The organism is Enterocloster bolteae (genome assembly GCF_002234575.2).
GTDB lineage: Bacteria > Bacillota > Clostridia > Lachnospirales > Lachnospiraceae > Enterocloster > Enterocloster bolteae.
Genome location: NZ_CP022464.2, coordinates 2,991,679 through 3,003,950 on the forward strand (window position 1 = coordinate 2,991,679; position 12,272 = coordinate 3,003,950).

Annotated in this window: 13 protein-coding genes; 12 read left to right on the top strand and 1 reads right to left on the bottom strand. The window is 52.0% G+C overall.

Annotated elements, in window-relative coordinates; translation table 11 throughout:
* Nucleotides 1-7 precede the first annotated feature (7 nt).
* From ylqF to CGC65_RS13940, 5 genes are read left to right on the top strand one after another with little or no spacing between them, the layout of a single operon-like run.
* Nucleotides 8-874, top strand: coding sequence for a ribosome biogenesis GTPase YlqF (gene ylqF / locus CGC65_RS13920; RefSeq protein ID WP_002567492.1), 867 nt, complete (start codon nt 8-10; stop codon nt 872-874).
* A gap of 2 nt (nt 875-876) precedes the next feature.
* The gene (locus tag CGC65_RS13925; protein WP_002567493.1) at nt 877-1,539 is read left to right on the top strand and encodes a ribonuclease HII; all 663 of its coding nucleotides are present in this window, start codon (nt 877-879) and stop codon (nt 1,537-1,539) included.
* On the top strand, nt 1,532-1,873 hold the full coding sequence (locus tag CGC65_RS13930; protein WP_002567494.1) for a YraN family protein: 342 nt from the start codon (nt 1,532-1,534) through the stop codon (nt 1,871-1,873). Before CGC65_RS13925 ends, CGC65_RS13930 begins: the two co-directional genes overlap by 8 nt.
* A gap of 21 nt (nt 1,874-1,894) precedes the next feature.
* Nucleotides 1,895-2,749, top strand: coding sequence for a peptidoglycan editing factor PgeF (gene pgeF / locus CGC65_RS13935; protein WP_002567495.1), 855 nt, complete (start codon nt 1,895-1,897; stop codon nt 2,747-2,749).
* 36 nt (nt 2,750-2,785) lie between these two features.
* Nucleotides 2,786-3,832 carry a suppressor of fused domain protein gene (locus CGC65_RS13940; protein WP_002567496.1) on the top strand — a complete coding sequence of 349 codons (1,047 nt, stop codon included), beginning with the start codon at nt 2,786-2,788 and terminating at the stop codon, nt 3,830-3,832.
* A 116-nt stretch (nt 3,833-3,948) separates the two neighbouring features.
* On the opposite strand, the gene CGC65_RS13945 is transcribed toward CGC65_RS13940, so the two are convergent.
* A complete protein-coding gene (locus CGC65_RS13945) occupies nt 3,949-5,157 on the bottom strand; it encodes a ribose-phosphate pyrophosphokinase (protein WP_002567497.1) in 1,209 nt (402 codons plus the stop codon).
* Between the two features lie 270 nt (nt 5,158-5,427).
* Here CGC65_RS13945 and CGC65_RS13950 point away from each other — a divergent pair, with 270 nt between their 5' ends.
* From CGC65_RS13950 to CGC65_RS13980, 7 genes are all read left to right on the top strand, one after another.
* A complete protein-coding gene (locus CGC65_RS13950; RefSeq protein ID WP_002567498.1) occupies nt 5,428-5,622 on the top strand; it encodes a DUF6472 family protein in 195 nt (64 codons plus the stop codon).
* 32 nt (nt 5,623-5,654) lie between these two features.
* Nucleotides 5,655-6,983: a ribosome biogenesis GTPase Der gene (der, locus tag CGC65_RS13955; protein WP_002567499.1), complete on the top strand. Its 1,329-nt coding sequence runs from the start codon at nt 5,655-5,657 to the stop codon at nt 6,981-6,983.
* Nucleotides 6,984-7,007: 24 nt separating this feature from the next.
* A complete protein-coding gene (gene plsY, locus CGC65_RS13960; protein ID WP_002567500.1) occupies nt 7,008-7,649 on the top strand; it encodes a glycerol-3-phosphate 1-O-acyltransferase PlsY in 642 nt (213 codons plus the stop codon).
* A gap of 42 nt (nt 7,650-7,691) precedes the next feature.
* Nucleotides 7,692-8,705, top strand: a complete 1,014-nt coding sequence (locus CGC65_RS13965) for an NAD(P)H-dependent glycerol-3-phosphate dehydrogenase (protein ID WP_002567501.1) — start codon at nt 7,692-7,694, stop codon at nt 8,703-8,705.
* A 200-nt stretch (nt 8,706-8,905) separates the two neighbouring features.
* A complete protein-coding gene (locus CGC65_RS13970; protein ID WP_002567502.1) occupies nt 8,906-10,144 on the top strand; it encodes an ABC transporter substrate-binding protein in 1,239 nt (412 codons plus the stop codon).
* 163 nt (nt 10,145-10,307) lie between these two features.
* Nucleotides 10,308-11,189: a branched-chain amino acid ABC transporter permease gene (locus CGC65_RS13975; RefSeq protein ID WP_002567503.1), complete on the top strand. Its 882-nt coding sequence runs from the start codon at nt 10,308-10,310 to the stop codon at nt 11,187-11,189.
* Between the two features lie 8 nt (nt 11,190-11,197).
* Nucleotides 11,198-12,271, top strand: coding sequence for a branched-chain amino acid ABC transporter permease (locus tag CGC65_RS13980; protein ID WP_002567504.1), 1,074 nt, complete (start codon nt 11,198-11,200; stop codon nt 12,269-12,271).
* Nucleotide 12,272: the final 1 nt, after the last annotated feature.

The window sequence follows — 12,272 nt, forward strand, 5'->3', positions numbered from 1 at the left end:
TACAAATATGAACATTCAGTGGTATCCTGGTCATATGACCAAGGCAAAACGGGCCATGAAGGAAGATATGAAGCTTATTGACCTGGTAATCGAGCTGGTAGACGCCAGGGTTCCCCTTTCCAGCCGGAATCCGGACATAGATGACCTGGGCGCGGGCAAGGCCAGGATGGTGCTTCTCAACAAATCGGACCTGGCGGACGAGCGGCAGAATGCCCGCTGGGCAGCCTGGTTTGAGGACAAGGGCATTCACGTGGTGAAGGTTGACGCCAGGAACAAGGGAACACTTAAGCAGGTGCAGTCCGTCATCCAGGAGGCATGTAAGGAAAAGATAGAAAGGGACCGGCGCAGGGGCATTCTGAACCGTCCCATACGTACCATGGTGGTGGGGATTCCCAATGTGGGCAAGTCCACCTTCATCAATTCCTTTGCAGGAAAGGCCTGCGCCAAGACCGGCAACAAGCCCGGCGTCACCAAGGGAAACCAGTGGATACGCCTGAATAAGACGCTGGAGCTTCTGGACACCCCCGGAATCCTGTGGCCCAGGTTTGAGGATCAGCAGGTGGGCCTGAAGCTGGCTCTCATCGGCTCCATCAATGACCAGATTCTCAACAAAGATGAGCTGGCCTGCGAGCTTATACGCTTTTTGAAAAAGCGTTATCCCCAGGTGCTGGCAGAACGGTTTGGCCTGGAAACAGAGGGAAAGGAAGCTGCCGTTATCCTGGAGGAAATAGCCAGGGTCAGGGCCTGCCTGTTAAAAGGCGGGGATCTGGATGTGTCCAGGGCGGCAGGCCTGCTTCTGGATGATTTCAGGGCAGGCAAGTTGGGGCGGATCACGCTGGAGGAGCCGGAGAATCAAAAGGACAAGGTGGAATGACAATGGCTGCAAGGGTACTAAAGGGAGAAAAGCTGGAGCAGGAGATGGCCCGTCTGGAGGCCATGGCGGAATATGAGAAGGAGTATGATGCCTGCACCTATATCTGCGGTATTGATGAAGCGGGCAGGGGACCCCTGGCGGGACCGGTGGCAGCAGGAGCCGTAGTGCTTCCCAAGGGATGCCGTATCCTGTATCTCAATGATTCCAAGAAACTGTCGGAGAAACGCCGTGAGGAACTGTTTTTAGAGATAAAGGAAAAGGCTGTAGCATGGAATGTGGGCCTGGCATCTCCTGCCCGGATTGACGAAATCAATATTCTTCAGGCCACCTATGAGGCCATGAGGGAGGCTGTGAAGGGGCTTTCCGTGAAGCCGGAAGTGCTTCTCAACGACGCTGTCACCATTCCCGGGCTGGAGGGGGTGCAGGTGCCTATTATTAAAGGGGACGCAAAGAGCCTGTCCATAGCGGCAGCCAGCATCCTGGCAAAGGTCACCAGGGACCATATGATGGCTGAGTACGAGGAATTATTTCCCGGATATGGATTTGCCAAACACAAGGGATACGGCACGGCGGCCCACATTGCTGCCATCAGAGAGCTTGGGCCCTGCCCTATTCACAGGAGAAGCTTTATCAGGAATATTGTTCAGGCGGATACATATGAATAAGAGACAGACAGGCAGCCGTTATGAGGAAACAGCGGCTGCCTTTTTAACAAGTAAGGGTTACCGCGTGCTGGAGCGGAATTTCCGGTGCCGCCAGGGAGAAATTGATTTGATTTGCCGCCATGGCAGGTACCTTGTTTTTGCAGAGGTAAAATACCGCTCCGGGCTGTCCATGGGAAGCCCGGCGGAGGCTGTTGACGCAAGGAAGCAGGAGCGCATACGGCGGGCAGCGGCCTTTTATCTGTACAGCCATGGAATGGGCGGGGACGTGCCCTGCCGGTTTGACGTGGTGGGAATCCTGGGCAGTGACATTGAGCTGATACAGGATGCATTTTGAGTATAAGGAGGCAATGGTGTTATGGATATAAACTGGAGCTATAAGAACAAATCCCGCGTATTTGATACAAAAGAAAGTGCAGGCGTTCCCTACCTCTCATTTAAGGCGCTGGATGATACTGGGCTGGCCGTCAATGGTTTTTCCACCCGCATGGGCGGAGCCAGCAGGGGAAAATTTTCCACCATGAATTTCTCTTACAGCAGAGGAGACGCAGCGGAGGATGTGCTGGAAAACTTTACGCGTATGGCAGCCGCCCTGGGAGTGGAGCGGGACCGCATGGTGGTGTCCCACCAGACCCATACGGTCAACCTGCGCCGGGTGACGCTGGAGGATGCGGGAAAGGGTGTTGTAAGGGAACGGGATTACAGGGACATCGACGGTCTGATTACCGATGTGCCGGGGCTTACCCTGGTGACCTTTTATGCGGACTGTGTGCCCCTGTACCTGTTGGATCCGGTAAACAGGGCCATTGGGCTCAGCCATTCCGGATGGAGGGGAACGGTTAAGCGCATGGGCCAGGTGACGGTGGATGCCATGAAGGAAGCCTTCGGCACAAAGCCGGAGGATCTGATTGCCTGTGTGGGTCCCAGCATCTGCCGGGACTGCTTTGAAGTGGGCGGTGAAGTGGTGGAGGAATTTAGGGAGGCCTTTGGGCCGGAACACCGGGAAGCGCTGTATTGCCAAGGAAAAAGGCCCGGAAAGTATCAGCTGGATTTGTGGAAGGCCAATGAAATCATTTTCCGCGAGGCAGGCATACGCCGGGAGAATATCCATATCACTAACATCTGCACCATGTGCAACAGCGATTATCTCTTTTCACACCGGAAAGTGGGGGAGGAGCGGGGAAACCTGGCAGCGTTTCTGTGCCTTAAGTAGCGTGAGGTCTGCGAAGGAGAAAGGAAGAGGGGCAATATGGATGTATTATTGGAGGAGTGGTCTCCTGTATGCAGCATACAGGCTGTTGTGGAGGACAACGGACAGGCGGTCTATTTCTACCTTTGGGTGAATCCCGGAAGCGAGAACGCAGAGATTCGCAACTGCTGGATCTGCAACCGGGTTCCGGCCATGGAAGATATGGATTATGAGGCCATGAAGATGGGAATGGCCCCGCGTATGCCCAGGGCATACGTGACCCATGATTCTGCGGGTATCTGCCTGGACAGGGAAAAATTGTCCCTGGTCTGGTTTGAAGAGGGAGACGGTGCAGCCCTGTATGAGGACGGCAGGATGATTGCGGTTATTCCTGGCTGGGCCGACCGGGAATTTCCGGGATATTCCCTATACGCAAAGGGTATGGCGCCCTTTGCCTGGGAGCTTCAGGAGGCGCTGCCTGTTCTGGAACAGCGGATGGAGCGCAGCCGGATGTACTGGGACATTATGAGGGGAGGATATTTTGAGACCATGCAGCAGGAACAGCTGGCTGCCATGGAAGCATTTTTTGGTCCCCACAAAAAGTATTATGCCATTGACGGAGGCGGATTTCCGCCAAAGGCTCTGGTGACAGGAGAACGAAAGGGCAGCCAGTATGCGTTTACCCTTGGAAACGGGGCCCTGGCCCAGCCAAAGGTGGAACAGTATTTTCAGGATGAGACATGGAAATACCGCCGCATGGAACTGGGAGTGGCTTTTCCCAAGGGATGCAGCCAGGAAGGCATTATGGCCATGCTTAACTATACAGCGGCCCAGGCGTCCCTGCCATGGAAGGAACTGGGCTGGCTGGGACACGGCCATACCATTCCCTGCAGCGGAGTGGAAGGCTATGAAGGTGTTCTGCTTCTGAGCCCTGGCCTGTGCGGCGTACAGGAAGGCCCTGCCTATCCCATGTTCATGGACGAGCCCGTGAACCTGCTGTGGATGATGCTGCTTACCGGCGAAGAGTATGAACTGGTAAAGGAACAGGGGACGGATCCTATTTTGGAAAAGAAGGGCGCGGACCCGGCTGCCTGGAACCTGGTGTGACCATAGAGAGAAACATAAAAAATGCACAGTCCCTTACGGCGGGCATTTCGCTGCCGTGGACTGTGCATTTTTGAATATTGATTGCCGGGTTAAATTTTCTGCATGGTGGCAGGGGGTTATACAAGCTTCTGGAAATACTCGTATCCGCCGTTCTGATGCTTCTGGACCAGCTTCTGAATCTTCTCCGTGGGAGAGAGGGAAGCGCTGATGGAGCGGTCATGGTTCAGGGAGTTGATGACAGCGGCCAGGTATTTGCTCATGTCGGCTTCCAGATACCATTCCCTGTTAAGCAGTTCCTGGGTACGGTAATTCAGGTTGGTGGTGATGACATAATCCAGATATCCCTGATGGTAGTACTCGTCAAATTTCTCAAGGCCGTTGGTAAAGAGACCGAAGGTGCAGCAGACGATGACCTTGTCAGCCTTGTGTTCCTTTAACTCCTTACAGGTGTCCAGCATGCTTTCGCCGGAGGAAATCATGTCGTCAATAATAAGTACGGTTTTGCCTTCTACGGAAGAGCCCAGGAATTCATGCGCCACAATTGGATTGCGGCCGCCAATTACCTGGGAATAATCCCTGCGTTTATAGAACATACCCATATCCACACCCAGGTTGTTGGCAAGGTATACGGCGCGGTTCATGGCTCCCTCGTCCGGACTGACCACCATTAAGTGTTCCTTGTCAATGCGGATGTTGGAATCATGGGAAAAGAGGGCCTTTACAAACTGATACGTGGGCATGAAATTGTCAAAGCCAATCAGCGGAATGGCGTTTTGTACCCGGGGATCGTGGGCGTCAAAGGTGATGATGTTTTCCATGCCTAAGGCTGCCAGTTCCTCTAAAGCCATGGCGCAGTCCAGAGATTCGCGTTTGTTGCGCTTGTGCTGGCGGCTTTCATATAGGAAGGGCATGACCACATTGACCCTGTGGGCGGTTGCGGAGCAGGCCCCGATAATCCGCTTCAAATCCTGAAAATGGTCGTCCGGCGACATGTGGTTGGTATAACCGCTTACCGTGTAGGGAATGCTGTAATTCATCACATCCACCATGACAAAAACATCTGTGCCCCTTACGGATTCATTGATGACAGCTTTGCCCTCGCCTGTTCCGAATCTGGGACAGCTGCAGTGAAGCAGATAGGAATCCACGTCGTACCCGCGGTAGTGAAGGTCCTCCTTGCGGCGCATCAGTTCCTCTATATCATTGCGCCTGAATTGTACAATATGGTCGTTCACCTTGGCTGCAAGATCCTTACAGCTTTCCAGTGCAGCGATTTTTAAAGGCGCTACGGGAAGGGAATCTTTGAATACAAAATTGTTAGCCATGATAGCTTTGCTCCTTTGGAATCATCATTTGTTTGGGAATATCACATATGATTTATACCATTTCCCTTTGACCGGGTCAAGGGGTTGATACTATTTCGTCAAAAAAAACAAGACATTTCCACAAACATTTTTTAGAAAATTAACTTTGCATTTACAAAAATAAGTTATATTGCTATGATAGAGGTTAATAAGAAAGTGCTTTACAAGTCAGGTCCGGTATAGTAAAATCAAGCGGATGCGAAGAATTTGTGTTAAAGGATATGGATTCAGATGAAACCTGGAAAGAACAAAAAGACCAGCTGTGAGTGCTGCGGCAATTACGTATATGATGAGGAAAATGATTACTATATCTGTGAAGTGAATCTGGACGAGGATGAGATGGGGCGCTTTTTAAGAGGTACTGTTAGCGCATGTCCTTATTACCAGTCCGATGATGAATACCGGATTGTGCGCAGGCAGATGTGACGGAAGGTCATGAATGAGGAGGTTATAAAAACATGAGTAAACCAATAGTTGCAATCGTAGGCAGGCCCAATGTGGGAAAGTCTACGTTGTTTAATGTCATAGCAGGAGATACCATTTCCATTGTAAAGGACACGCCGGGCGTGACCAGGGACCGGATTTACGCGGACTGCGACTGGCTGAATATGAATTTCACGCTGATTGACACCGGAGGTATCGAGCCGGATTCCAAGGATATCATCCTTTCCCAGATGCGGGAGCAGGCGGAGATTGCCATTTCTACTGCGGATGTGATTATTTTTATCGTGGATGTGCGTCAGGGACTGGTGGATTCGGATTCAAAGGTGGCTGATTTGCTGCGCAAATCCCACAAGCCGGTGGTGCTGGCTGTGAACAAGGTGGACAGCGTTGCCAAGTACGGCAATGACGTCTACGAGTTTTACAATCTGGGAATCGGAGAGCCTGTCGCTGTATCGGCTGCTTCGCGGCTGGGAATTGGTGATCTGCTGGACGAAGTGGTGAAGCACTTTGACTCGGAGCAGATGGAGGAAGAAGAGGACGAGCGTCCGAGAATCGCTGTGGTAGGCAAGCCGAATGTGGGAAAGTCTTCCATTATTAATAAGCTTGTGGGCGAGAACCGCGTCATTGTGTCGGATATAGCAGGCACTACCAGGGATGCGGTGGATACGGAGGTTATCCATGAAGGAACCCCTTATGTATTCATAGATACGGCCGGCCTGCGCCGCAAGAGCAAGATAAAGGAAGAACTGGAGCGCTACAGCATTATCCGTACCGTGTCCGCCGTGGAACGGGCCGATGTGGTGGTTGTGGTCATAGACGCCACGGAAGGCGTCACGGAGCAGGATGCCAAGATTGCCGGAATCGCCCATGAGAGAGGCAAGGGAATCATTGTAGCCGTAAATAAATGGGATGCCATCGAGAAAACGGACAAGACCATATACGAATATACCAGAAAAATCAAGGAGGTCCTGTCCTTCATCCCATACGCGGAATATCTCTTTATATCCGCGGCAACAGGACAGCGTCTGACCAAGCTTTTTGAGATGATTGACGTGGTGCGCCAGAACCAGAACCTGAGGGTGGCCACCGGCGTTCTCAACGAAATCATGACAGAGGCAGTGGCCATGCAGCAGCCGCCTTCCGACAAGGGAAAACGGCTTAAGATTTACTATATGACCCAGGTGGCGGTAAAGCCTCCAACCTTTGTGATCTTTGTAAACGACAAGGAACTGATGCATTTTTCTTATACCAGGTATCTGGAGAACCAGATCAGAAATGCCTTCGGCTTTAAAGGGACATCCCTAAAATTCCTTGTCAGGGAACGAAAAGGAAAAGAGCAGTAGGTGTAAGGAAAGGGGGATTAAGGAGTGGAACAGATTATATGTTTGGCCATGGGATATGTCTTTGGTTTATTCCAGACCGGTTTCATTTACGGCAGGTCCAAGGGAATTGATATACGCCAGCACGGCAGCGGCAATTCGGGAAGCACCAATGCCCTGCGCGTTATGGGAGTAAAGGCAGGTCTCATTGTATTCATGGGTGATTTCCTGAAAACGGTGATACCCTGCTTCCTGGTAAGGATTCTTTTCCGGTCCCAGCCGGGGTATATCTATGTGCTGATACTCTGTGCGGGCTTCGGCGTCATACTGGGCCATAATTTTCCTTTTTATCTTAAGTTTAAAGGCGGTAAGGGGATTGCGGCAACAGCAGGCATCATGTTTTCGCTGGACTGGCGGCTGACAGCTGTCTGCCTGCTGGCCTTTGTTCTTATCGTGGCGGTGACCAGGTATGTGTCCCTGGGCTCCCTGGTGGTGTCCGCTATTTTCCTGTGCTGGAACATCTATTTCGGCCATTTGGGGGCTTACGGGCTGGCACCCGAGGCCAGACCCCAGTTCTACGCTGTTTCTGCGGTTATAGCGGCCATGGCTTTCTGGAGGCACAGGGCGAATATCGTCAGACTGGTACAGGGCAGGGAGAACAAGGTAGGCGCTAAGAAAAAGACAGAGTAGTATACAAAGGACAGTAAAAAACAATTAATGGACGGTGAGGTTATGGCATCAATCGGTGTAATCGGATCAGGCACATGGGGCACAGCCCTGTCAGTTTTACTTAACGGCAATGGACATACGGTACAGATATGGTCCGCCATTCCGCAGGAGATAGCGGAACTAAAGGAGACACGTATCCACCGCAATCTTCCTGAGGTAAAGATCCCGGAAGCAATCGGGCTTACGGATGACCTTGAGGAGGCTATGAGGGATAAGGACCTTCTGGTACTGGCTGTTCCCTCGGTTTTTGTGAGGCAGACATCACAAAGGATGAAGCCCTACATAAAGCAGGGCCAGGTGATAACAAACGTGGCAAAGGGAATCGAGGAGAAGAGCCTCATGACCCTGTCCCAGATTATTGAGGAGGAGCTGCCGGAGGCTGAGGTGACGGTCCTTTCAGGGCCCAGCCATGCGGAGGAAGTGAGCAGGGGCCTCCCCACCACATGTGTGGCCGGCGCCCATAAGCGCAGCGTGGCTGAATTTGTCCAGGGAATCTTCATGAGCGAGGTATTCCGCGTGTATACCAGCCCTGATGTGCTGGGAATTGAGCTGGGAGGCGCCCTTAAAAATGTGATTGCCCTGGCCGCCGGTATGGCCGACGGTCTGGGATACGGCGACAACACCAAGGCTGCCCTCATTACCAGGGGAATCGCGGAGATATCCCGCCTGGGCATTGACATGGGCGGACGGATGGAGACATTTGCCGGACTTACAGGCATAGGGGATTTAATTGTGACCTGTGCCAGCATGCACAGCCGCAACCGCAGGGCAGGCATCCTGATTGGCCGGGGCTATACCATGGAGGAAGCCATGGCAGAGGTAAAGATGGTGGTGGAGGGTGTGTATTCCGCCAAGGCGGCTCTGGCGCTGTCGCAGCAGTACAAGGTGTCCATGCCGATTGTGGAACAGGTCAATGCCATCCTGTTCGGAGGCATGCCTGCAAAGGAAGCGGTTCTGGAGCTGATGCTCAGGGATAAGCGTATCGAAAACTCGGATTTGGAGTGGTCGGAAGAATAAAAAATAGGGGAAGGGAACCAGAAATGGTGCCTTCCCCTAAAAAATAGCCTGTTTTTGGCGGATTATACCTGCTTTGGCTCTAATTTTTCGGTATATCGTCGAAAATAAACCATAATTTTCATGAAACGATTGACAAACCCATTCGGACTACCTATAATATAGAAAGCTTTATATTTTAAAGGCAAGAGGAGGAACTAATTATGAAGAAGAGATTTTTAAGTCTGGGCCTGGCAGCCGTTATGGCTATGTCATTGACAGCATGCGGCGGTTCCAATACGGCAGAGACCACAAAAGCAGCAGAGACTACTGCGGCAGATGCAAAAGCAGAGGGAAGCGAGGCAGCGGATACCGCAGCAACTGACGCAGGTGCGGCAGGCGGCGTGTTCAAGATTGGCGGCATCGGTCCTGTAACCGGCGGTGCGGCTGTGTACGGCGTGGCTGTACAGCACGGCGCAGAGCTGGCAGTAAAGGAAATCAATGAGGCCGGAGGAATAAACGGCGCACAGATTGAATTCAACTTCCAGGACGACGAGCATGACGCAGAGAAGTCTGTCAATGCTTATAATACATTAAAGGACTGGGGTATGCAGGTGCTGATGGGCACGGTTACCTCCGCTCCATGTATCGCAGTTGCAGATAAGACAGCAGCTGACAACATGTTCCAGATTACACCATCCGGTTCCGCTGTAGAGTGTGCGGCTAACCCCAACGTATTCCGTATCTGCTTCTCCGATCCGGACCAGGGCGCTGCATCCGCTAAGTACATAGGCGAGAACAAGCTGGCTTCCAAGGTTGCTGTTATCTATGACAGCTCCGACGTATATTCCAGCGGTATCTATGAGAAGTTCGCGGAAGAGTCCGCAAACCAGGGTATTGAGATTGTTGCAGCCGAGGCATTTACCGCTGACAGCAACAAGGATTTCTCCACCCAGTTACAGAAGGCCAAGGATGCAGGCGCTGAGCTGGTGTTCCTGCCAATTTACTATACCGAGGCTTCCCTGATCCTTCAGCAGGCCAGCACCATGGGCTTTGCACCGCAGTTCTTCGGATGCGACGGCATGGACGGTATCCTTCAGGTTCAGAACTTTGACACCAAGCTGGCAGAGGGACTTATGCTCCTGACACCATTCGCGGCAGATGCTACCGATGACCTGACCGTTAAGTTTGTTGAGAGCTACAAGGCTGCTTACAACGAGGTTCCGGTACAGTTTGCAGCAGATGCATACGATGCAATCTACGCTATCAAGGCTGCTATTGAGGACGCCAATGTAACTCCTGATGCAGACGCCAGCACGATTTGTGACGCGTTAAAGGCATCCATGCTGAATATCAAATTAGACGGCCTGACCGGCGAGGGCATGACCTGGACTGAGGACGGCGAGCCTCACAAGGCGCCTAAGGCTGTTAAGGTAGTGGACGGAGCTTACTCTGCAATGTAATCTGCCGCCTTTTAAATCCGGCCAGAACCAACCAGAAAACCCAACAGAGGGTTGTCACTATGACAACCCTCTTGTTTATAGTAACGATATATGATATAATTTTGAATAATCTGTCGCTTTATAGCGATAAACTAAAAAAGACTTCAGACGAAGAGGTGTAGGTATGGGCTTTATTAACTATTTAATTAACGGCATCAGCCTGGGCAGTGTATATGCCATCATCGCACTTGGATATACAATGGTTTACGGCATTGCCAAGATGCTGAATTTCGCTCATGGCGATGTTATTATGATAGGCAGCTACGTGGTATTTGTCACGGTCAGCACAATGGGACTGCCGCCCATGGCGGGAGTGCTCCTTGCGGTGGCCGTATGTACGCTGTTGGGCATGACCATTGAACGGATTGCTTATAAGCCCCTGCGCGGCGCCTCTCCCCTTGCGGTTCTCATTACGGCAATCGGCGTCAGCTACCTGCTGCAGAACGTTGCCCTTCTTATCTTTGGAGCAGATACCAAATCCTTCACCTCCGTGGTGACCCTGCCTGCCATCAAACTGGCGGGAGGAGAGATGACCATTACAGGGGAGACCATCGTCACCATCCTTTCCTGTATCGTCATCATGATTGGACTCACTGCCTTTATCAACAAGTCCAAGGCCGGACAGGCCATGCTGGCGGTTTCCGAGGACAGGGGGGCGGCTACCCTTATGGGAATCAATGTAAACGGCACCATTGCCCTTACATTTGCCATCGGTTCCGCGCTGGCGGCCATAGCGGGCGTGCTGCTCTGCTCCGCTTACCCGTCCCTTACACCTTATACTGGTTCCATGCCGGGTATCAAGGCCTTTGTTGCGGCTGTATTCGGAGGAATCGGATCCATTCCGGGTGCTTTCATCGGCGGTATCCTGCTGGGTGTCATTGAGATTCTGTCCAAGGCATACATATCCTCACAGATGTCAGATGCCATTGTGTTTTCCGTCCTGATTATCGTGCTTCTGGTGAAGCCTACCGGTATTCTGGGCAAGAAGATTAATGAGAAAGTGTAGGTGCCGGTATGAAGAGCAACGCAAAACGAAAGACATTCATAAATAATATGATTACATACGGCATGGTGGTGGCTGCCTATATCATCATGCAGGTCCTGGTGGGAACAGGGCATATATCCAGCCTTATGAAGGGACTTCTTGTTCCTTTCTGCATCTACGTAATCATGGCTGTGTCCCTGAACCTGACCGTGGGTATCCTGGGAGAGCTGAGTCTGGGACACGCAGGCTTTATGTGCGTGGGAGCCTTTGCCGGCGCCCTGTTTTCAAAGTGCATGAAGGGAGCCATTGACCCGACTCTTGGAATGGTCATCGCCATCCTCATCGGAGCCGTTACAGCGGCCCTGTTCGGCGTCATTATCGGAATCCCGGTGCTGCGCCTGAGAGGTGATTATCTGGCTATTGTGACCCTGGCCTTTGGTGAAATTATCAAGAACCTGGTCAATGCTGTTTATCTGGGACGGGACGCTTCCGGCTTCCATATCTCCTTTAAGGATTCCATGTCCTTAAAGCTGGGAGAGGGCGGGGAAATCCTGATAAAGGGCGCCCAGGGCATTACGGGAACGCCCCAGGCAGCCACCTTTACCATAGGTGTTATCCTGGTGCTTATCACCCTGTTCATTGTCATGAATCTGGTGAACTCCCGCACAGGCCGTGCCATCATGGCTATCCGGGACAACCGCATTGCAGCGGAGTCCATCGGCATCAATATCACCAAGTACAAGCTGCTGGCATTTTCCATTTCCGCTGGACTTGCAGGTATTGCCGGTGTGCTGTATGCCCACAATCTGACCACCCTGACAGCCCTGCCCAAGAATTTCGGATACAACATGTCCATCATGATTCTGGTGTACGTGGTACTGGGCGGTATCGGAAACATCCGCGGTTCCGTCATTGCGACGGTCATTCTGTATCTCCTTCCGGAGATGCTGCGCGGACTCAGCAATTACCGTATGCTTATGTACGCAATCGTGCTGATTCTGGCCATGCTGTTCAACTCCGCACCCCAGTTTGTGGTGATGCGTGAACGTTTGGCGGAAAAATTCAGCAGAAAAGATAAGAAACCCGCAAAGGAGGCAGCATAAG

Coding starts and splice junctions, on each gene's coding strand:
- ylqF (WP_002567492.1), top strand. CDS start 8: ATGAACATTCAGTGGTATCCTGGTCATATGACCAAGGCAAAACGGGCC.
- CGC65_RS13925 (WP_002567493.1), top strand. CDS start 877: ATGGCTGCAAGGGTACTAAAGGGAGAAAAGCTGGAGCAGGAGATGGCC.
- CGC65_RS13930 (WP_002567494.1), top strand. CDS start 1,532: ATGAATAAGAGACAGACAGGCAGCCGTTATGAGGAAACAGCGGCTGCC.
- pgeF (WP_002567495.1), top strand. CDS start 1,895: ATGGATATAAACTGGAGCTATAAGAACAAATCCCGCGTATTTGATACA.
- CGC65_RS13940 (WP_002567496.1), top strand. CDS start 2,786: ATGGATGTATTATTGGAGGAGTGGTCTCCTGTATGCAGCATACAGGCT.
- CGC65_RS13945 (WP_002567497.1), bottom strand. CDS start 5,157: ATGGCTAACAATTTTGTATTCAAAGATTCCCTTCCCGTAGCGCCTTTA.
- CGC65_RS13950 (WP_002567498.1), top strand. CDS start 5,428: ATGAAACCTGGAAAGAACAAAAAGACCAGCTGTGAGTGCTGCGGCAAT.
- der (WP_002567499.1), top strand. CDS start 5,655: ATGAGTAAACCAATAGTTGCAATCGTAGGCAGGCCCAATGTGGGAAAG.
- CGC65_RS13965 (WP_002567501.1), top strand. CDS start 7,692: ATGGCATCAATCGGTGTAATCGGATCAGGCACATGGGGCACAGCCCTG.
- CGC65_RS13970 (WP_002567502.1), top strand. CDS start 8,906: ATGAAGAAGAGATTTTTAAGTCTGGGCCTGGCAGCCGTTATGGCTATG.
- CGC65_RS13975 (WP_002567503.1), top strand. CDS start 10,308: ATGGGCTTTATTAACTATTTAATTAACGGCATCAGCCTGGGCAGTGTA.
- CGC65_RS13980 (WP_002567504.1), top strand. CDS start 11,198: ATGAAGAGCAACGCAAAACGAAAGACATTCATAAATAATATGATTACA.